Here is a 22087-nt window from a genome sequence, read left to right on the forward strand (position 1 = left end):
TTTCAAAAAACATATTTTCAACTCAAACAAATAATTCACAAAAAAAGCTTTAACATTTTGGCAGTATTTTTGATAAAACTCTCTGTAAAACAAGGAAATTGAAAACTATATATAATTCGATACGGGATGAAGTTGTAAAACATTCCAAAGTAACCAATTCTGTTTTGGGGAATGTGAGTGAATGGAAAAGAAGCCATTATATAATTCTTTCCGAAATCATCAAAGAAGAACTGTCTGAAGCTGAAGAATTAAAAGGAGGAAAAAAATTTGAAATAGGAAACACTATTTCACATGTTACTTTACAACGCTTTTTTGAAAATGACTATCAGGACAAAACCCACAGTGATCTGAGGTTTTTGAAAACCCTCGACAAAATCTGCATATTTCTGGGCTACAAAGACCTGAACGACTATATTCTTTCTGTAAGACATAAAAAGCAGGAAAATAAAGATACAGACGACCATTCATTTATGACACAAATGGTGTATGACTACTGTGCCACTGCTTTTGAATTCTGTAAACAGTTTCCTGCCCACAATACGGAACTTTTCAAAGAACTCGTATTTGATGACTCTCCGTTTTTGGAGAGAGTTTCACAGTTCAGCAAAGAATTATGTGATAAAGATTTCCAACTGGTTACTAAAAACAATCGGTCCAACTATGAAGTTTTTGACATTCATGTAGTAACCGACGAACCTGACAAAAAAATCCTGGAATCTCAGGAATTCTGGAATCTTCTATTCAAAGTAGGGGAAACCGGAGAAGAGCATTTTGTAAATCAACTCAGTACCCAGATCTATTTTATACGGAAAATAGACAACACATGGAAGATATGGGACAACTACAATCCCGACGCCGGAAGGTTAAACAGAATCATTGAAACCGTTTAAAAAATAAGAAAGCCGCAGATCATCTCTGCGGCTTTCATGTTCGAAAACATTTTTTTCACTTGTCTTTTGTATTACAAATGTAGGCAGCTGATTTTAAACGTAAGAAACTTAAATATACTTAAGTGAACACTTCTTTAACTTTATGTTAAATATATTTAAGTAATCTGGCTGAATATTTTCGCTATATCCAAGTTTTTTGTAATTTGCATACCAATAAAATAAAAGTAAAAGAGAAAATATGTCAACACTTACATTCGCCGAAAAGATTGCTCAAGCAGAGAATTTTTTACCGATCAACGGTACAGATTACATTGAGTTTTATGTAGGAAATGCAAAACAGGCTGCCCATTATTATAAAACTGCCTTTGGTTTTCAGTCTGTAGCTTATGCCGGTCCTGAGACCGGAGTAAGAGACCGTGCATCTTATGTGCTTCAGCAAGGAAAAATCAGACTGATTTTAACAACAGGACTTACGTCTGAATCTCCTATCAATGAACACGTAAAAAAACACGGAGACGGAGTGAAAGTTTTGGCACTTTGGGTAGATGATGCTTACAAAGCCTTTGAAGAAACTACCAAAAGAGGTGGAAAACCGTACTTAGAGCCGGTTACTCTGACTGACGAGCATGGTGAAGTAAGAATGTCCGGGATTTATACTTACGGAGAAACCGTTCACATGTTTATTGAAAGAAAAAATTATACGGGAGCTTTCATGCCGGGTTATGAAAAATGGGAAAGCGACTACAAACCTGAAGAAGCCGGTTTATTGTATGTAGACCACTGTGTAGGAAATGTAGACTGGAACAGAATGATTCCTACCGTAGAATGGTACGAAAAAGTAATGGGATTTGTCAATATCCTTTCTTTTGATGACAAGCAGATCAACACAGAATATTCTGCATTGATGTCTAAAGTAATGTCAAACGGAAACGGATATGCAAAATTCCCTATCAATGAGCCTGCAGAAGGTAAAAAGAAATCTCAGGTAGAAGAATACCTTGATTTCTACGAAGGTGAAGGTGTGCAGCACATTGCTGTCGCTACAAAAGATATCATCCATACGGTGACTGAATTGAAAAAACGTGGCGTAGAATTCCTTTCTGCACCGCCGGAAGCTTATTATGATATGGTTCCTGAAAGAGTAGGTCATATTGATGAAGATCTTAAAAAACTTCAGGATTTAGGTATACTTATTGATCATGATGAAGAAGGATATCTTTTACAAATCTTTACCAAGCCTGTAGAAGACCGTCCTACTCTATTCTTCGAAATCATTGAAAGACACGGTGCACAGAGTTTTGGAGCCGGAAATTTCAAAGCTTTATTCGAAGCATTAGAAAGAGAACAGGAAAGAAGAGGTAATCTTTAATTTAACGAAAAATAATAAGTTTTGTCAGGATGCAAAGTCTTGACAAAACTTTTTTATAAAACACAGCTTATGAAAAAAATTGTAATCGGAATGCTATTCTTTGGCTCTTTAGGCTTAAAAGCACAATACGGAACATTGAATGCAATTCTTGACAGACTTGAAGCAAGAAAAGGCATCAACCAGCATCTTGAAAATGTAAATATTGACAACAAAAAGTTTGTCTTCATCAAAGATGAAACAGACCATACAGAAAGGGACTTCATTATCATCAAAGGAAACAATGCCACCTACGTGGAAGTTTTTGATGATAAAACCAACGGAGAAAGTAGTTCCAATGTCTTTACAGGAGATATTATCAGAAAAAAGAATATCGTTTCTTTACGGGCAGATATGCTTGAAGGTAAAAAAGTACCTCTCCCTGTCACCAAGACTTTACTGCTCACCCAGCAGGATAATATTCTGTATCTTATCGATGTCAATACCAGAGACAGATGGATTGATGAAGAATCCTATTCCAAACCCCAAAAGGCAAAATAAACATTCAAAGGAGCTGAAACTTCTCGGAATACTATTTTAACTAACTCAAAATCTAAACTTATGAAATCATTTGTAGACTATTCCTCAAATTCGGATTTTTCTATACACAATATTCCTTTCGGAGTCGCAGTTTTTAATAAAGAATTCATCGGATGTTGTACGAGAATCGGTGATCAGGTTATTGATCTTGCCACATTATATGACCTTGGGTATTTTGAAGATATTGAAGGTTTAAACGACAATGTTTTTGAAGCCTATACCATCAACGAATTTATCGAATTGGGTAAGCCGGTCACCAATGCCGTTCGTACCAAAATCCAGACCTTATTACAGGAAGGTTCAGCTCTGTCAAAAGATCAGAAAACTATTGAAGAAGCATTCTACGACCTGGATAAAATAAAAATGATGATGCCTGTTCATATCCCGAACTATACGGATTTCTACAGCAGCATCGAACATGCTACCAACGTAGGAAAAATGTTTCGTGATCCTGCCAATGCATTGTTACCAAACTGGAAACATTTACCGGTAGGTTACCACGGAAGAGCTTCCTCTATCGTCGTTTCCGGAACCGATATCAACCGTCCGAAAGGACAAATGAAACCTGCCGATGCAGACAAACCTGTTTTCGGGCCGTGCAAGCAGCTGGATTTTGAACTGGAAATGGCTTTTATCATCAACAAAAATACCGAGATGGGTGAAAGTATTTCTACAAAAGATGCTGAAGACGCCATCTTCGGAATGGTGGTTTTCAATGACTGGTCTGCACGAGATATTCAGTCATGGGAATATGTTCCTCTCGGACCATTCCTGGCGAAAAACTTCGGCTCATCCATTTCACCCTGGGTAGTTACTCTCGAGGCTTTAGAGCCATTCAAAACAGCTTCACCGGTACAGGATCCTGAGGTCTTGGATTATTTAAAATTTGAAGGAGACAAAAATTACGATATCAATCTTGAAGTCTACATCCAGCCTGAAAACGGAGATCAAAACCTGATCTGTGAAAGCAATTACAAGCACATGTACTGGAATATGACCCAGCAGCTTGCCCATCACACCATCAACGGATGTAATGTGGAAGTAGGTGATATGTATGCCAGCGGAACGATTTCAGGAAACGATCCAAAATCTTTCGGCTCAATGCTTGAACTGACATGGAGAGGCCAAAATCCTTTATCATTAAGCAACGGAGAAGAAAGAAAATTCATCGAAGACAATGATACCGTTACCATGAAAGCATGGGCTGAAAAAGATGGAATCAGAGTAGGTTTCGGTGAAGTTTCCGGTAAAATTATTCCAACACTTTAAGATTAAAGATTAACCACAAAAGTCACAAAAGGATTTATGATTACTCAGTCATATTTAACTGATTTGACCTACAAGATAAACGGCGCCTGCATAGAAGTTCACAAAATTCTGGGTGCCGGTTTATTAGAAAGTGTCTACCATAAATGCCTTGAAGAAGAATTCAGATTAAGAAATATTAATTTTAAATCAGAGCTGAAAGTTCCTGTAAATTACAAAGGAAAAGAAATTCATTGTGATTTCTTTTGTGATTTTTTAATTGAAGATTTAATTGTTATTGAGATAAAATCAGTAGCTTAATTAAATGATGTTCATAGGGCTCAGCTTTTAAACTATATTAATTTGATGAAAAAGCCAAAAGGCATATTAGTCAATTTTAATGTAAAAAATCTTTATCATGATGGACAAGAAACTTTTGTCAACAAATATTATGATATGCTTTTTTGAGCTTTAATGATTAGCAATATTTGCCTAAAGACTTTTGTGACTTTTGTGGTTATATGATTTTTTTATAGCTATAAATATGAAAACAGTAATCCCCTCTGAAATAACCTCCGTACAGCTACAAACCATCATGCAGACAGCCGTGTCACCGCGTCCGATTGCATTGGCTTCTACAGTGGATAAAAACGGTAGCCAAAACTTATCTCCGTTCAGCTTTTTCAACATGTTCAGTACCGTTCCTCCGATCCTGATCTTTTCACCCTCAAGGAGAGTACGGGATAATACGACCAAACATACCCTTGAGAATGTTCTCGAAGTTCCGGAAGTTGTGATTGGAACTGTTAATTTTCCCATTGTACAACAGATTTCTTTGGCGTCAACAGAATATGAAACAGGAGTAAACGAATTTATCAAGTCTGGCCTGACGATGAAAGATGCTGATCTGGTGAAACCTAAACTCATTGAAGAATGTCCTGTTAATTTTGAATGTAAAGTTTTAGAAATAAAATCTCTGGGTGACCTGGGAGGTGCCGGAAATCTGGTTATTTGTGAAGTGCAGAAGATTCATATCAGAGAGGAATACCTGAATGAGGCCGGAAACCTTGATCAGCAAAAACTGGATATGGTGGCACGGTTAGGCAGCAACTGGTATTCGAGAAGTAATGAAAACAGCCTTTTCGAAGTTCCCAAGCCTTTGGTAACAAAAGGAATCGGCTTTGATCTATTACCGGATGCCATCAAATACAGTACGATCTTTACAGGAAATGACCTGGGAATGCTGGCCAACGTTGAAGTATTGCCGTCAGGAGAATACCATGCGGATGAAAATGTTCATCAGGATGCACAGAAATTATTACTTGAAAGTAAAATCGAAGAAGCCTGGAAGGTTTTAATTAAATAATTCGGGACGGCCATGAAAAAGCTTATCTTCTTATTTTTGCTGGTGATAGCACTGCAATCCTGTTATTATCCGGTAAGAAAAGATTACGGGATCTATAGTAAATCGCTCGTCTTTTCAAAAGACAAAAAATGGCTGATCAATGATATCCGAACCGGTGTAAGCACTCATCACAGAGAAATGATGAGCAAAGAAGTCCTGGAACTATTTCAGAAATTAAGCAATGGTAAAGCCTCTGATTTAAAAACAGCAAAAGCGGAAAATATCATTCAAAACAGCATACCGTTTGAACCCGAAATTGAAGATCTTGAAGTGTTGAAAAACAATTCTGATTATAATTTTCTGGTCAATATTTATACCTTAAAGGTGCGAAATAGCCTGGATAATTCCATTGGCCTTCAGTATGAATATAAAAAGAATGAAACATTTGCCATGATGGAGGTGTATGACATTGGCACCATGAAAAAAATATATTCCCTCAAAGCATCTTCAGAAGTTTCTGTAGAGAAAGATCAAAAGGCCACCGTCTTCGATCCGTCAACAGAAATGATGACCATGAAAAACTTCAGGGCTCTGTTAAAATCGCTAAAAAAGAACGCCGTAAAAACAGACGATATTCAATAGAAAAGGAGTGACAGTTTCACTCCTTTTTTCGTTACATTGTAATATTTTATTCTATTTAGATTTCAAAGATTCTGAAACCGAAATCTTTCCGTTTTCTGTAAAATCTGAAATCTTTCCGTTTTTATCAATAGAGACATTCAGGTTGTCATTTTTAGAATCATAATAGATAGATGTGGCATACCCCGGACAGTCATGCTGCTTGCATCCGTGCAGTTTATAAATCCCGTTTTCAGATACTATAGGGCTTTCTACGCTGAACGCTGTTACCATTCCGTCATATTCTTTTCCTAAGATTTTTTTCAGCCTGTCTGTAAAAGCTTTATCTTCAAACAGCTTCACTTCATGCGGATACTTTCCGTCATTCTTAGTAATAGACTCTATGCCGGCGGATGCTGAAGGTGCTGACGATACCGAATCAGTCTTTGGCGCAGCTCCGGAATCCTTTGGAAGTACGGTAGCCAGTGTATCTGTGCTTACAGAAGATTGAGTTTGCGTTTCTTTCTTACAAGAAACTACAGCTGTACATAATGATAGCGCCAATGCGCCTGCAATAACCTTTTTCATAATTAATTTAATATGGTGATTTAATAGTATAACGTATTTCAAATTACTTTATTTTAAAAACCTTTTTTTCAAAACATCTTCTTGTTGATAAAATCAATACATTTTTCTGTCAAAGTATTCAGGTCTTTAGGGAGTTCGTCTTCTGTCCAGGGTTCTTTAGCTCCAAACGTATGATTGGCATTTTCAATAAGGAATAATTCCGAATTGGGATGAAGAATATGGAGATGCTCTGCCTGCTTCACCTCTACCGCTTCATCATCCGTTCCATGAACAATCAGCATATGGGCTTTAGCCATTTCAGCAGCGCGTTCTACATCAAAACGATGCTCGTTTTGTTTATAATTTTCATAAAACTGGTAATAATGGGGCATCTCCTGCTTGGTTCTGCCATTAAAAGCAAAATACACCCCTTTGTTTCTCCAGTTCTCAAGAAGTTCTCCTGTCGGAAACCGCTCCAGCGTATCAACGCTTGCCAACGTAATCAATCCGTTGATTCTTTCATCTTCAAAGGTCTTAATGATAGAAATGCCGCCACCCCTGCTATGACCGATCAGAATGACTTTTTCCTCATCCACTTGGGGATTTGCAATAAAATGGTCAATCACTAAACCAAGATCAGATAATTCCTTTGAGTAATTATTATTTCCAAATGCTTCAAGATCTGCAAAATTAAGAGGATCCTCTACCGTTGTTCCGTTATGTGAAAAATTGAACTTTACAAAGAAAAAACCTGCTTCCGCAAACTTTTTTGCCATCAGATCCCAGGCACCCCAGTCTTTATAGCCTTTATAGCCATGAACAAAGATGATCAAAGGTTGTTTTTCACGTCCTTCAGTATAGAAGCTATCCGCAAGAAAGCTTCTTGTTTCCGGATTTTCCAGCCTTATATTTTTCTTAATAGTCAGATTCATACGACAAATACAATTAATTTTAATCGAAATTTATGAAAAAAACTATAAAAAAATAAGCTTATTTTTGTGTCATGCAGAATTTAAGAACTGTAACCGTGAAGCGTTACATTCTGCCACTGAGAGAAGGAGGTTCACTTCCGGCTCTGGCAGAGGCTGATGATGATTTCAAATATGTGTTAAAATTCCGTGGTGCCGGCCATGGGGTGAAGATGCTGATCTCTGAACTTTTAGGAGGAAAGATTACGGAAGCATTGGGATTAAAGATTCCTGAGCTTGTTTTTATCCATCTTGATGCTGATTTTGGCAGAACCGAGGCAGACGAAGAAATACAGGATCTGTTGAAATTTTCAGAAGGTCTGAACCTTGGACTACATTATCTTTCCGGCTCCATTACCTATGATCCGGGTGTGAGTGTCGATCCGCTGTTGGCATCAAAAATAGTGTGGCTGGATGCATTTATTACCAATATCGACCGTACTTTTAGAAATACCAATATGCTGATGTGGCATAAAGAACTTTGGATTATTGATAATGGTGCTTCGTTCTACTTTCATCATTCATGGCAGAATTTTGATGCTGCGGCAAAAACACCTTTCAAATATGTGAAAGACCACGTACTGCTGCCTAAAGCTAAAATGCTTGATGAAGCAGACAGATTTGCTCATGAAGTACTGAATGACGATCTTTTCAGAGATATTGTCAATTCTATTCCTGAAGACTGGCTGCACTGGAATGATGCTGATGAAACTCCCGATGAAATTCGCGAGATTTATTTTCAGTTTATGAAAACCAGATTAGAAAATTCTCAAATCTTTGTAAACGAAGCTAAAAATGCAAGAGGATAAAATATATGAATATGCGGTAATACGCCTGGTACCCAAAGTTGAAAGAGAAGAATTTTTCAATATCGGATTAGTGATGTTTTCAAAAAAAGAAAAATTCATCAAAGTAGAATTCTATTTGTGTCCGGATAAATTTAAACTGATGCACAGCAAGCTGGATTATGATGATATTATTCAGAATCTGACAAGTTTTCAGAAAATTGCCAATGGCGATAAAGAAGGAGGGCCGATTGCCCAGCTTGATATTCCGGAGCGTTTCCGCTGGTTAACTGCCGTGCGAAGTGCGGTCGTTCAAACTTCAAGACCTCATCCCGGAAAATCTATGGACCTTGAAGCCACTTTTGGTAAACTTTTTGAGGAGTTAGTAAAATAAGATTCTCTCAAAAAAACAGTATGAAATTATTTAACTACATATCGATTAACAGGTTTCTTGCAAGCCTGTTTTTTATTTTATTTTTAAATTCGTCTTCCCTTACTTTTGCTCAATCATTTTCTCAGTCACCTGAAAAAGTGAAAAGGGCAAAAAGTACACTCCTCCCTGAAATAGCTACAATTTCTGAAAATATTGGTTATAAAACCGGTAAAAAAGGAGATTCCCTGGCTCTGGATCTTTACACTCCGAAAAATATCTCAGGCAAACTTCCGGTATTGATTTATGTTCACGGCGGCGGATGGATAGAAGGCAGCAAAGCCGTATATGCAGATAATTACCTGGAAAACACGATCGCCAAACTGATGGCAAAACAATATGCCGTTATCAGTATCAACTACACCCTTCTCAATGACAGCACCCACTTCCCTCTCCCATTGCAAGACACCAAGGACGCGGTGCGATGGGTAAGGAAAAATGCTGAAAAATATAATTTCGACACCAACAATATTGGCCTTTTCGGGGCATCAGCCGGTGCGCATCTGTCTCTCGTAGCAGCCTACACTCCCGATGATACATTTAAAGGAAGCCCTGACCTTTCACCATATTCTGCAAAAGTGAATTATGTTGTCGATCATTACGGACCGGTAGATCTGAACAAGCTTTTCCATACCAGACTGGGGACTATTCCGGTAGCTATGGTAGGAATGATTTCAAAAAAGATTGTAAGCTTACAGCAAGGTCTGGTAAAAGGAATCTCAGGATACGATCTGCAAAAAGATCAGGACAGAGCCATCGATTATCTCAAAACAATATCTCCTTCAACATATACTGAAACAGGAGTTCCGACCTTAATTGTCCAGGGAAACAAAGATAAGATCGTTCCTTTAAGCCAGTCTAAGAAATTGTACAGAAGACTTAAAAGAGCCAAAGTAGAAACTTCCTTAATTATTATTGACAACGGAGTGCACAGTTTTTCCACAACAGATAAAACCGCTCTTGATAAAATGACAGATCAGACAGTAGATTTTATTGTTTCGCAGAAAAAATAAAACTATACTTTAGATCTGTTAAAATTGTTTAAACATCCATAAATAAAAGTACAGATAAAAACGGAGCAAAAAATTTGCTAGATTGATATACATATCGTTAGTTTTTATTTAAAAAATAATTACCTTGGCTAATATTTAATTTATTCTCAACAAAAAAGACAATACTTTAAATTATTTACTTTAAAACCTGAAGAATATGGATTTCTTGGACAATATCAATGCTCTAACCCTTATATTCGTATCTGTACTTATTTTTGCTATTGCCTACCGTTTTTACGGTATTTTTATTGCAAACAAAGTCTTGCGGCTTAATGATCAACATACGACCCCTGCCGTGGAATTTGCCGACGGTAAAGATTATGTAGCAACAAATAAAAACGTACTTTTCGGGCATCACTTTGCAGCCATTGCTGCTGCCGGGCCCTTGGTAGGACCTGTTCTCGCCGCCCAATTCGGATATCTTCCCGGTGCATTGTGGATCCTGATAGGCTGCGTGCTGGGTGGCGGGGTGCACGATATGGTTGTATTGTTTGCTTCTGTACGGCATAAAGGGCAAAGTCTCGCCACTATTGCTTCAAAAGAAATCGGTAAAACTACGGGAACCGTAGCCGGCTTTGCGATCCTGTTTATATTAATTCTTACACTTGCGGGGTTATCCCTTGCCTGTATCAATGCGATGCATGAAGCCTCATGGTCACTCTTTACAGTAGTCATCACAATGCCCATCGCTATCATCATGGGATTGATCATGCGTTACAAAAAAAACAGCGTTCTCTTTGCCAGTATTCTGGGAGGAATCCTGTTAATTGCCGGCATTATCGGCGGACATGGTCTTATGCAGAACCCTACGATGAATAATTTATTCTCCTGGGATATTAAAACCATCTCTATAGCCATCCCCCTTTATGGTTTTCTGGCATCCGTATTACCGGTTTGGTTGCTTTTAGTTCCGAGGGACTACCTTTCTACCTACCTTAAGATCGGGACAATCATTATGCTGGCCATTGGCGTCATTGTCATTCATCCTACTGTACAGATGCCGGCTATTACTGCATTTGTAAATGGAGGCGGTCCTGTGATCGGCGGCCCGGTACTTCCCTTCATCTTTATTGTAATTGCCTGTGGAGCCATTTCCGGATTTCATGCGGTAATCGCCACGGGAACCACTCCCAAGATGCTCAATAAAGAAAAAGAAATTCTTTTCGTAGGATACGGTGCTATGCTGGTAGAAGGCTTTGTAGCCCTTATGGCTCTGATCGCCGCATGTACCTTGATGCCCGGTGATTATTTTGCCATCAATACTCCGAAAGACGCTTATGATTCATTTCTGGCTGCACATCCTACATTACATGGAGTTGATATTGATTACTATTCTCAAAAAATTGGTATTGACCTTTACGGAAGAACCGGTGGTGCTGTTTCGCTGGCTGTGGGAATGGCTCACATTTTCAACAAAATCCCTTATATGGATCAACTGACAGCGTACTGGTATAATTTTGCCATCATGTTTGAAGCGGTATTCATCCTTACGGCTATTGATGCAGGAACCAGAGTGGGACGTTTCTTTCTACAGGAAATGCTGGGTTCTGTTGTTCCAAAATTCAATGATAAAAACTGGGTTCCCGGAATTATCATCAGCAGTTTGCTATTTACTTTCGCCTGGGGCTATCTGGTATACACCGGAAATGTAAGCAGCATCTGGCCATTATTTGGCATTAGTAATCAGCTGCTGGCTGCCTGTGGTTTGATTGTCTGTACTACGATGCTGATCAGGATGAACAGAGGAAAGTATGCATTATGCTCGGCTATTCCCGGTGTTTTTATGGCAATCATTACTTTCTGGGCCGGATATATTCAGGTGACCAGCATTTATATTCCGAAAGAACAGTATTTATTAGCTGCCTTAGCCGTAACGGCCATGGTCCTGATGCTGATTGTTTTCATAGGAGCTTTCAGAAAATGGTACCAGCTTCTTCAAATCAAAACAACAGAGATTGATTACTACGGAGAACCGGTGAAAGAGCTGGTAGAGAGATGATAGACGCTCAGCAAAATCTGTTAAAGGTCTTTGCTTCCTGTGATAATTTTTATACATTTGTTTTGCTTTAGGGGTATTCTGAAAAGAATTGAGAGAGTCCCTTTGAACCTGATACGGCTTACACCGACGTAGGGAAAAGCAAAATGACATGATTTCTTATGTCTTTTTGTTTCGGATTTTTCCTAAAGCTATTTTATTTTGAATAATAACAATGGAAAAAATTCTCTGGCAACACGTTCAGCTTGTACGACAAAAGTCTCCTCTGGTTCACAATATTACCAACTATGTAGTGATGAACAATACAGCCAATGCCCTTCTGGCTGCTGGAGCCTCTCCTATTATGGCGCATGCGCATTCTGAAATCAAAGAAATGGTCAGTATAGCTCATGCTCTGGTTGTTAATATCGGCACCCTTGATGAATACTGGGCAGAATCCATGCGTTTAGCCGCTGAAACCGCGCATATGCTCCATAAGCCATGGGTATTGGATCCGGTAGGTGCGGGAGCTACTTCTTTTCGGGACCAGACATTGCAGCACCTATTACAATTTCATCCTACCGTAATCCGGGGAAATGCTTCAGAGATTATTGCTCTGGCCAAAACCCATACAACCGTCACTAAAGGAGTCGACAGTACAGCAGCAAGCTATGACGCTGTTGAAGCCGCACAAATCCTGGTTAACCGATATAACACCATCGTCTGTATATCGGGAGAAACGGATATCATTCTTAGCCAAAATCAATCTATACAGATCAAAAACGGGCATGCTCTTATGACCAAGGTAACAGGACTGGGATGTTCTGCTACGGCATTGATTGGTGCTTTCATCGGGGTTACAGAAGATAAAGCATCCGGAACTGCTGCTGCCATGGCATTATTAGGAATAGCGGGCGAACTGGCTGTTCGTGAAAGCAATGGTCCGGGCAGTCTTCAGGTTCATTTGACTGACAAATTATACAATATGACTGAAGAAGAATTTACAGGCCATTTAAAACTTACAAAATCATGAGGCTGAAAACTTTCCCTTACTCGTTATACCTGGTAATTTCTCAAGCAGATTGCAGGGGGAAAAACTTTCTGGAAGTTGCAGAACAAGCCATACTTGGTGGCGTAGATATTATACAGCTCCGCGAAAAAAATGACGATACGGAAATATTTCTTCAAAAAGCGTTGCAATTGATTGAAGTGACAAATAAATATAATATTCCGCTTATCATCAACGATAATATCACTGTTGCGGAAAAAGCAAATTCAGCAGGTATTCATGTTGGTAACCATGATATGGCCCCTACTGAACTGAGACCTCTTGTTGAGGATAAAATAATCGGTTATTCTATAGAGGATCTGACACAACTTGACAATGAACAAACTGCAGTAGCTGATTATCTGGGAATAAGTCCTGTTTTTAAAACAAAAACCAAGACAGACACTATCATAGAATGGGGACTGGAAGGAATTAATCAAATCAGGCAACTCACCCAAAAACCTTTGGTAGCGATAGGCAATATTCAGGTGGAAAATGCAAAGGCAGTCATCCATGCCGGAGCAGATTGCCTTGCTGTCGTTTCTGCAATATGCAGCGCTGCAGATCCTCAGAAAGCAGCTTATGAATTAAAAAATGAAATTGTAAAATGAAAAAATATAAATATCCATCCGTATTGACCATTGCAGGTTTCGACGGAAGCGGTGGTGCCGGTATTCAGGCTGATATTAAAACAACTTCTGCTTTAGGTTGCTATTCTACTTCGGTATTAACGGCTTTGCCTGTTCAGAATACTCAGGGGGTACGAAAAATATATCCTGTACCTGTAGAAGCAGTGGCGGATCAAATAAAGGCAATTCTGGACGACATTGTTCCTGATGCTATTAAAATCGGAATGGTTCATACTCCTCAACTGGTAGAAACCATTGTTTCCACCTTGGCAGAATATCCCAAAATACCTGTGGTCTTCGATCCGGTAATGGTTGCCACCAGCGGACACCGTCTGATTGAAGAAAAAACAATCACAGCACTTACTGAAAAGTTGTTTCCCATTGCAGATGTCATCACCCCCAATATGGACGAGGCTGCGATTTTAGCCGATATAAAGGTAGAAACCCTGGAAGATTTATATACTGCAGGAGCCAAAATCAAAAAGCTGGGCTGTAAAACGATTCTTCTCAAAGGCGGTCATCAGGAAACCTCAACAATTACTTCTTTGTTTTATGATGAGGATGAAAAATTTCACTCTTTTGAAACAACAAAATTCAATACTAACAATACCCACGGTTCAGGCTGTACCCTTTCATCCGCCATTGCAGCATATATCGCTCAGGGAAAAAATTTATTTGAGGCGGTTTCCCTTGGGCAGCAATATGTTTATCAGGCCATAGAAAATGGAACCGATGTACAAACTGGTCACGGAAACGGACCGCTGAACCATTTTTTTAATCCTCAAAAACTTATCAAAAATGAAATGGTCTGAATCAACCTGGAAGGAAATACAAGAATGCTATCAGTCAATTCTTAATATGCCTTTTATCAAAGAATTATCGGAAGGCAGCTTACCAAAAGATAAATTCCGTTTTTATATGGCCCAGGATTCTTTATACCTGGAGCATTTTGGAAGGACTCTCTCTTTAATTGCCGCGAAAATTACCGATCTTCATGATGTATTGGCTTTTATGCGCTTTGCAGAAAATGCCATTGTTGTGGAAAATGCCCTTCATGAATCTTACTTCAAAGATTTTGGATTAACAGATAAGGGAGTTTTAGAACCTGCATGTCATCATTATATTCACTTTCTGAGAAGTACTGCAGCGCTGGAATCTGTAGAAATTGCCGTTGCAGCAGTTCTACCCTGCTTCTGGATTTATCGCGAGGTTGGAAATTATATTTATGAGATTCAAAATACAGTTGACAATCCTTATGAAAAATGGATTGCCACGTATGCGGGAGAAGAATTTTCAACAGCTGTAGATCAGGCTATCGCCATCTGTGACAGATTAGCTGAAAACACGACCAAAGAAACAAGAAAAAAAATGAATGAAGCCTTTGCCACAGCATCCAGAATGGAATATCACTTCTGGGAAGCAGCCTATGAACTGAAGAAATGGAAGTAAGGACGCTGGAGGAAGGAAGTTAAAGCTTTATCCTAATCACTGAAAATTTCAATTTGTGATTTACAGCAATGCAAGATTTACCTATTAAATCATAAATTTTTAAAGGCAAAAAGAAACACAGGATATACCTATTATGGCTTCTCCAACACTATATAATAAAAAACGGAACTCATTTTTAAGTTCCGTTTTTTATAAATATCAGTCTTGATTAAAAGTTGAAGTTAAGCCTGCTGAATACATATCGTCCGTTTTGTCCAAACTGGGAAGTAGACCGTGAATAGACAAACTGGTCATTATTGGCCGAAGCGGGAAGATTTTTCGTAGGATAAATATCAAACAGGTTATTGACCCCTAAAGTCAGTCCGATATTTTTAGTGAACTGATACGCCACAGAAATATCGGTAATAATCTTATCTCCTATTTTCTGATGTTCGTTGAATCCTATGACACCGTCTCCATTGACATCGAGTACATCTGCACCGGTCACCTTACCAAAATAGGTATTCCTAAGATAGAAACTGGCGTTCTTCCAGGTAAGGGTATGAGAAAGACTCGCTTTTACTCTCGGTACTGCTTCTTCCAGGTAGACTCTTGATTTTTCAGAGAAATAGATTTTTTCAAGCTCCGGAGATCGCAGAAGCCCGGAAGAGTGAATATCTCCCACCTGTTTTGTCTGGTTAAGGTTTATGGCAAAATTATTATCTAATTTTACCCCGGAAAATCTTGCATTGTGAGAGATAACCACATCCAATCCTTTTGTCTCCGTATCAATGGCATTGGTAAAGAACTGTGCTGCATTCACCCCTAACTGCTCATAGATTTTTTTGGCGTCATCAGACACACTGGCTTTTAAAAACTGGTCAGTAAGGAGGATTCTGTTATCAATCCTGGTAAAATATCCGTCAGCAGTGAATGTTAAATTCACGGATGGGATTTTATAGGTAAATCCTACACTGGCCGATTTGGATGTTTCCTGTTTCAGTTTTGGTATTCCTAGTAATCCTGCCACCTGTGAATCGTTACTGAATGTTCCAACCTCCAGAAGCTGTCCGTTTGGCAGCTGAGGTGAAGTTACGAACAGGGTAGACGTAACATTATAGTAGATCTGGTGAATGGATGGCGCCCTGAATCCTGTAGATCCCGCCAGCCTTACATTAAAATTCGGGGCTACTTTGATTCTTGAGGCCAGTTTATAATTAAAAGTAGAACCGAAATCCGAATAATTTTCATATCTCGCTGCGGCATCTACCAAAAGCCAGTCTGTAAAATTGAATTCAAGATCTGCGTACGCTGCTACTGACTGTCTGTTTTTATTGACAGCATTTTCAGGTCTGAATCCACTGAACACCTGTGAACCACCCGGAAGTGAGGCTCCAAAGAAATCAGTAGGTCTTTGGGAATTTCCGTTCCAGACATTTCCGAAAACATCATAGGTAGCATAGGAAGCTTCTTTCCCTGCGGTCATTTTAAAATTTTCAAAACGGTGTTCACCTCCAAAAGCCACATTTAATCCTTCCAGGACATCGTATTTCTTAGAAAAATCAAGGTTGATGGTGTTTTGGGTAAATCTTAAACCTCCGGCATTGAACTCCTTGGGAGAAGCAAACCGCAACGACGTATTTCCTGTATTGCCGATGTTATATGTAAAAGAGTTTTGCCCGAAAGTATTACTCAAATCGACATGCCAGCCGTCCCATTTTCCTTTGATTCCGGCAGCCAGCGAGATATCCTGGATATCGGTACTGATCTGTGGAAGATAACCGTCCGGATAATATCCCGTAAAGGTTCTGCTTTCACTTGGTCTTCTGTAAAATCCTCCGGAAGTACCATGTCTCAGGCTGTAGCCTCCAAAAGTATAGACCTTCCAATCATCACTCACAGGTACCTCAGCATTGATAAAAAGCTGATGGTTATTGAGTTTAGACTGTCCTACCTGCATATTGAAATCCTTTCTGGTCTGCCCTCTGTAGGCCAATTCCTGATCCGTTATATAGTTAAGCTGATCCCTGGTAAAACTTCCGGATTTCAACACATTTTGTAATGCTCCGATCGTGTTGGCTCCCTGAATATCATCCTGTAACTTTTGTGAAAAATAATCCACATTCTTGGCATATTGATGGATATAATTTACCAATTGCTGAGAATTAGGAGTATTTCCTATATTATTAAACAGAGAAGAAAGGTTCACTCCGTCATTGAGTGCACGTCTTTCGATGGCGTTGTAGGCATTATAGATAGGAGCACTTTCTGTTCCTGCTCTGTAGGTAGGATTTCTGAATTGCGAGGACCAGGTAATATTGAAAAAACCACCTTTGGTCCCGATTTTATTACCATAATTCAGGTCCAGCTGAATATTCTGCCCGTCAAAGTTTCCGGTATGGTCATTAGCGGCAGGGGTCAAATTGCCTCCGTAGCTGATCTGGCCGGCCAGTTTTCCTGTATCCCTTTTAAGTTCAAGATTCATGACTCCGGCAATGGCATCTGAACCATATTGGGCAGCAGCCCCATCTCTCAATACTTCAATTCTGTTTAAAGCAAAAGACGGGATAGCGTTCAGGTCGGTTCCTACCGTTCCTCTTCCGGGAGTTCCGTTTACATTGACCAATGCTGAGGTATGTCTTCTCTTTCCGTTCATCAGAACCAATACCTGATCAGGGCCAAGCCCTCTAAGCTGAGCAGGGTCCAGGTGATCGGTACCATCTGAATTGGTCTGAATGGTAGACGTAAAAGAAGGAGCTATAGCATTCAGAATCTGGCCAATATTATTTTGTGGTAAAATGACTGAAGATTCCTTGATGTTGAATACATCCACAGGAACCGGACTGTCAGTTTTTGATCTTGCCCCGGCTCTGGAGCCCAGTACCACTACTTCTTCTACATTATTGGTCTTTATGCTGTCTTTTTTTACTTTGATGCTGTCTTTTTCCTGTCCGAAGGTATATACCCCAAGGAAAAATAGAACAGAGGCCGAAAGAATAGTTTTTTTATTTCTCATTTAGTTAGAATTTGATTGAACATTTATGTTTTTACAAGGTGCAAATGTAAAACTTATTCATTAGTCCACAAAAATAATAGACTTTGTTTTATAAAAAATAATTATCGTTTCTTTCTATCCCTTATTAAAGTTAATTCTTTTTTCATGTAACCGTTACGATTTAACAAAAAAATCTATAGCGGAAATGTTAAAAAGAAAAACGGACTCACATTTGAATCCGTTTTGTATTAATTATATTTATTGAAGTATTTTATGCTTAAATCTTTGTCAGTTTCGCATATTTTAAAATCAGGTTTTTTTCTCCTTCATGGATGAAAATAACTTTTGCTTTGATGTTCTGAGGGTCGGTACCGTCTAAGAAAGACACTTCACCAATTCCGAAACGATCATGTCTTACCTTATCTCCAACTTCAATATCCTGAGAAGAAGCTCCGCTTGGATTGATGATTTTGGCTGTACTTACCGGTTTCAGTTTTCTGGCTTCAGGAGCAGGTTTCGAGGTTTCTCCTCTGTCAATAGTCTTTTTCTCCACTTTTCTGAAACTTTTCATCTCAGAAGGATGCTCATCAAAAATATTGGATTTTACGCCGGCATTATTGATAAATCTTTTTTCAAGGGCAGGATTAAGGAACTCAATATATTCGTCGTCGATTTCGCTCAAGAATCGGGATGGTTCTGCATCTGTAATTTTCCCCCACTGAAAACGGGAAACAGCATAAGAGAAAAATGCCTGCTTTTCCGCTCTTGTTAAAGCTACATAGAACAATCGTCTTTCTTCTTCAAGATCTTCTCTGGTAGCTGAGCTCATAAAGCTTGGGAACAGGTTTTCTTCAAGACCTACCAGGTGTACCACCGGGAACTCCAATCCTTTTGAAAGGTGGATCGTCATCAGGGAAACCATGTCATCTTCAAGCTCTTTATCCTGTGTATCTGCAGAAAGGGCAATATTTTCAAGGAAATTGGAAAGGCTTGGATCTCCGTCTTCCAGCTGCATTTGTTCTTCAATGAATCCCTGCATAGAGTTCATCAATTCCTGTACGTTTTCTACCCTGGAAATTCCTTCCGGTGTCTGGTCATCTTTTAAAAATTTGATCAGTCCGCTTCGTTTGGCCACTTCCATTGCTACACTGTATGCTGTATCTGTTTTCAGCAATACCTGGAAAGCTTTGATCATCGACCAGAAGTCATTCAATTTGTTTAAAACCCCATTGTTCAGCCCTAATTGTGGTGCGTACATTGGCAGATTATCCAAAACTTTGGAAACAGAAATATTCTGAGCATCGGCAAATACAATCAGTTTATTCTGAGTGGTTTCTCCAATTCCTCTTGCAGGGTAATTGATGATTCTCATTAACGCCTCTGAATCATTTTCATTGATCAGAAGACGAAGATAACCGATTAAATCTTTTACCTCTTTTCTCTGATAGAAGGAAAGGCCTCCATATACTTTATAGGGAATATTCTTACGTCTTAACGCATCTTCAAATGCTCTGGTCTGAGAGTTTGTTCTGTATAAAATAGCGAAATCGCTGTATTTCCTCTGATCTCTGTTACGCAGTTCCCAGATATTTCCTGCTACGAAGTTAGCTTCATCAGCATCGGAAAGAGAGCGGTATATTTTAATTTTATCACCTTCTTCATTATCACTGAACACGTTTTTTTTGAATTGCTGTAAGTTTTTAGCAATAACCACGTTCGCAGCATTTACAATATTCTGCGTGGAACGATAATTCTGTTCCAGAGATACTGTTATCGCATCCGGATAATCCTTTTTAAAGTTTAAAATATTGTAAATATTAGCCCCACGGAATGAATAGATTGACTGTGCATCATCCCCTACCACGCAGATATTTTCAAATTTTGAAGCCAATGCTTTTACGATAAGATACTGTGAGTGGTTGGTATCCTGGTACTCATCCACCATGATATACCGGAATCTGTCCTGATATTTGGCCAACACTTCAGGAAAACGGGTCAACAATTCGTTGGTTTTCAACAAAAGATCATCAAAATCCATAGATCCGTTTCTAAAGCACTGCTCTACATATCGTTGATAAATCTGCCCGATGAACTTCATATTGGCCTTTTCATCAGCCTCCATCAGCTCCGGATTATTGAAATAGGCTTTTACCGTGATCAGATTATTTTTGTAGGTGGAAATTCTCGCCTGAACTTTTTTCGGTTTATAAAGGTCGGCATCAATATTCATATCCTTCAATACTTTTTTGATCACATTCAGCGCATCCTGCTGATCGTAGATCGTAAAATTGGAAGGATATCCCAGATAGTGGGCTTCAATTCTTAAAATTCTCGCAAAAACCGAGTGAAATGTTCCCATCCAAAGTCTTCTTGCATTGCTGTCTCCTACTACTTTGGCGATACGCTCTTTCATTTCACGAGCGGCTTTATTGGTAAAGGTAAGGGCCAGAATATTGAAAGGGTCTACCCCATTGTGTATCAAATGGGCGATACGCATTGTAAGTACACGCGTTTTTCCGGAACCTGCTCCTGCAAGTACCATCAAAGGGCCTTGTAAAGAGGTAACGGCTTCATATTGTGATTCATTGAGTCCTTTCAAATAGTCCATACTGCAAAAAATTTGGGAACACAAAATTAATGTATTCAGAGGAGAATTCAAACTATGAAAAGAAACTTACATAAGAGAGGCCCTGTACAACCTGTACCCGGACAATAATTATACATTTTGAAAACAGATATACCGATCATTATCCTCTACCCATCCACTTTCAATTTCAATTTATAAAAGTCTCTTCTGTAACATTTAATTCACTTTTTCTACTTATTGACAAACAATTTCTAAGTTTATGAAAAAACGACTTCTTTCTGCTGCTGCCGTAGCTTTCTTCGGGCTCATGCTGAATGCACAGCAAATCAAATTCGAGGAATATGACCTGCCCAACGGGCTTCACGTCATTCTTCATCAGGATAACTCGGCTCCGGTAGTAACTACGGGTGTAATGTATCATGTAGGAGCCAAGGATGAAGTAAAAGGCAGAACAGGTTTTGCCCATTTTTTTGAACATCTTTTATTTGAAGGAACTCCCAATATCAAAAGAGGAGAATGGTTTAAAATTGTATCTTCCAACGGAGGGCAAAACAATGCCAATACGACCAACGACAGAACCTACTATTATGAAACTTTCCCGTCGAATAATGAACAACTCGGCCTTTGGATGGAATCTGAAAGAATGCGCCACGCAGTAATCAACCAGATTGGTGTGGATACCCAGAGAGAAGTAGTAAAGGAAGAAAAAAGATTGAGAATGGATAACCAGCCTTATGGAAATCTTTTCCCAACGATTCAAAAGAACCTGTTTACAAATCATCCCTACAACTGGCCAACCATCGGTTCTATGGAAGATCTTAATTCTGCAAAACTTGAAGAATTCCAGGCTTTTTATAAAAAATATTATGTTCCTAACAATGCTACTTTAGTGGTAGCAGGAGATATCAAACCGGAACAGACTAAAAAATGGATCGAAGACTATTATGGTGCTATTCCAAAGGGTACCGTTTATCCCAAAGATTTTCCTAAAGAAAGTCCGATTACAAAGGAAAAGGAAGTTACCGCAACAGATCCGAACATCCAGCTTCCGGCATACGTTTTTGCTTATAGAACACCTGCCAACAAAGAGAAAGATGCTTATGTTCTGGACATGCTTTCTTCTTATTTAAGTAATGGTAAATCATCTGTATTATATAAAAAACTGGTAGACCAGGAGAAAAAGGCACTTCAGGTAGCTGCTTTCAACCAGGGGCTTGAAGATTATAGTATTTTTGCATTCTTTGCTATCCCGATGGGGCAAACCACAAAACAGACGTTGCAGACTGACATTGATGCTGAGATCAAAAAGCTTCAGACCACTTTAATTTCTGAAGAGGATTATCAAAAGCTTCAAAATCAGTTTGAAAATCAATTTGTGAATCAAAATTCAAGCATTCAGGGGATTGCAGCGTCTTTGGCAACCAATCATGTATTGATGGGAAATACAGATCTTATCAACAAGGAAATCGATATTTACAGATCTATCACCAGACAGGATATTCAAAATGCAGCAAAAAAATATCTGAATTCCAATCAAAGAATCATTATCAACTACATTCCTGAGAAAAAATAATTTTACC

19 protein-coding genes, 1 pseudogene and 1 riboswitch are annotated in these 22087 nt (G+C 38.9%); of the genes and pseudogenes, 16 read left to right on the forward strand and 4 right to left on the reverse strand.

Features of this window, described 5'->3' with window-relative positions; genetic code table 11:
* Window positions 1-98: 98 nt before the first annotated feature.
* From M030_RS0112670 to M030_RS0112700, 7 genes and pseudogenes are all read left to right on the forward strand, one after another.
* On the forward strand, window positions 99-890 hold the full coding sequence (locus tag M030_RS0112670) for a hypothetical protein (protein WP_027373844.1): 792 nt from the start codon (window positions 99-101) through the stop codon (window positions 888-890).
* Window positions 891-1128: 238 nt separating this feature from the next.
* Window positions 1129-2259, forward strand: coding sequence for a 4-hydroxyphenylpyruvate dioxygenase (gene hppD, locus M030_RS0112675; protein ID WP_027373845.1), 1131 nt, complete (start codon window positions 1129-1131; stop codon window positions 2257-2259).
* Window positions 2260-2328: 69 nt separating this feature from the next.
* Entirely contained in the window at window positions 2329-2796 is a 468-nt protein-coding gene (locus M030_RS0112680; protein ID WP_027373846.1) for a hypothetical protein, read from the forward strand.
* Window positions 2797-2856: 60 nt separating this feature from the next.
* Window positions 2857-4104, forward strand: coding sequence for a fumarylacetoacetase (fahA, locus tag M030_RS0112685; RefSeq protein WP_027373847.1), 1248 nt, complete (start codon window positions 2857-2859; stop codon window positions 4102-4104).
* 36 nt (window positions 4105-4140) lie between these two features.
* Window positions 4141-4548: pseudogene (locus tag M030_RS24080) on the forward strand (GxxExxY protein).
* A 76-nt stretch (window positions 4549-4624) separates the two neighbouring features.
* Window positions 4625-5446, forward strand: coding sequence for a flavin reductase family protein (locus M030_RS0112695; protein WP_027373848.1), 822 nt, complete (start codon window positions 4625-4627; stop codon window positions 5444-5446).
* A gap of 12 nt (window positions 5447-5458) precedes the next feature.
* Window positions 5459-6067: a hypothetical protein gene (locus tag M030_RS0112700; RefSeq protein WP_027373849.1), complete on the forward strand. Its 609-nt coding sequence runs from the start codon at window positions 5459-5461 to the stop codon at window positions 6065-6067.
* 51 nt (window positions 6068-6118) lie between these two features.
* Here M030_RS0112700 and M030_RS24945 read toward each other — a convergent pair whose 3' ends face one another.
* Both M030_RS24945 and M030_RS0112710 read right to left on the reverse strand, forming a co-directional pair.
* A complete protein-coding gene (locus M030_RS24945) occupies window positions 6119-6631 on the reverse strand; it encodes a hypothetical protein (protein WP_051585042.1) in 513 nt (170 codons plus the stop codon).
* Between the two features lie 68 nt (window positions 6632-6699).
* Window positions 6700-7542: an alpha/beta hydrolase family protein gene (locus M030_RS0112710; protein WP_027373850.1), complete on the reverse strand. Its 843-nt coding sequence runs from the start codon at window positions 7540-7542 to the stop codon at window positions 6700-6702.
* Between the two features lie 71 nt (window positions 7543-7613).
* Between M030_RS0112710 and M030_RS0112715 the strand changes: the two genes are divergently transcribed.
* From M030_RS0112715 to tenA, 8 genes are all read left to right on the forward strand, one after another.
* Entirely contained in the window at window positions 7614-8387 is a 774-nt protein-coding gene (locus M030_RS0112715; RefSeq protein WP_027373851.1) for a HipA family kinase, read from the forward strand.
* The gene (locus M030_RS0112720) at window positions 8374-8757 is read left to right on the forward strand and encodes a DUF3037 domain-containing protein (protein ID WP_027373852.1); all 384 of its coding nucleotides are present in this window, start codon (window positions 8374-8376) and stop codon (window positions 8755-8757) included. The genes M030_RS0112715 and M030_RS0112720 overlap by 14 nt, the downstream gene beginning before the upstream one ends.
* A gap of 20 nt (window positions 8758-8777) precedes the next feature.
* A complete protein-coding gene (locus M030_RS0112725; protein WP_027373853.1) occupies window positions 8778-9806 on the forward strand; it encodes an alpha/beta hydrolase in 1029 nt (342 codons plus the stop codon).
* A 196-nt stretch (window positions 9807-10002) separates the two neighbouring features.
* Window positions 10003-11844, forward strand: a complete 1842-nt coding sequence (locus tag M030_RS0112730; RefSeq protein ID WP_027373854.1) for a carbon starvation protein A — start codon at window positions 10003-10005, stop codon at window positions 11842-11844.
* A 59-nt stretch (window positions 11845-11903) separates the two neighbouring features.
* A riboswitch (TPP riboswitch) is annotated at window positions 11904-11996 on the forward strand.
* A 59-nt stretch (window positions 11997-12055) separates the two neighbouring features.
* Window positions 12056-12853, forward strand: coding sequence for a hydroxyethylthiazole kinase (thiM, locus tag M030_RS0112735; RefSeq protein ID WP_185097393.1), 798 nt, complete (start codon window positions 12056-12058; stop codon window positions 12851-12853).
* A complete protein-coding gene (gene thiE, locus M030_RS0112740) occupies window positions 12850-13479 on the forward strand; it encodes a thiamine phosphate synthase (protein WP_027373856.1) in 630 nt (209 codons plus the stop codon). Before thiM ends, thiE begins: the two co-directional genes overlap by 4 nt.
* Window positions 13476-14309, forward strand: coding sequence for a bifunctional hydroxymethylpyrimidine kinase/phosphomethylpyrimidine kinase (thiD, locus tag M030_RS0112745; protein WP_027373857.1), 834 nt, complete (start codon window positions 13476-13478; stop codon window positions 14307-14309). The genes thiE and thiD overlap by 4 nt, the downstream gene beginning before the upstream one ends.
* The gene (gene tenA, locus M030_RS0112750; RefSeq protein ID WP_027373858.1) at window positions 14296-14946 is read left to right on the forward strand and encodes a thiaminase II; all 651 of its coding nucleotides are present in this window, start codon (window positions 14296-14298) and stop codon (window positions 14944-14946) included. Before thiD ends, tenA begins: the two co-directional genes overlap by 14 nt.
* 208 nt (window positions 14947-15154) lie before the next feature.
* Here tenA and M030_RS0112755 read toward each other — a convergent pair whose 3' ends face one another.
* A complete protein-coding gene (locus M030_RS0112755) occupies window positions 15155-17941 on the reverse strand; it encodes a TonB-dependent receptor plug domain-containing protein (RefSeq protein WP_027373859.1) in 2787 nt (928 codons plus the stop codon).
* A 256-nt stretch (window positions 17942-18197) separates the two neighbouring features.
* Entirely contained in the window at window positions 18198-20528 is a 2331-nt protein-coding gene (locus tag M030_RS0112760; RefSeq protein ID WP_027373860.1) for an ATP-dependent helicase, read from the reverse strand.
* A 238-nt stretch (window positions 20529-20766) separates the two neighbouring features.
* On the opposite strand from M030_RS0112760, the gene M030_RS0112765 reads away from it, so the two are divergent.
* The gene (locus M030_RS0112765; RefSeq protein ID WP_027373861.1) at window positions 20767-22080 is read left to right on the forward strand and encodes a M16 family metallopeptidase; all 1314 of its coding nucleotides are present in this window, start codon (window positions 20767-20769) and stop codon (window positions 22078-22080) included.
* Window positions 22081-22087: the final 7 nt, after the last annotated feature.

The sequence above is a fragment of the Chryseobacterium sp. UNC8MFCol genome (assembly GCF_000482305.1).
Classification (GTDB): Bacteria; Bacteroidota; Bacteroidia; order Flavobacteriales; family Weeksellaceae; genus Chryseobacterium; species Chryseobacterium indologenes.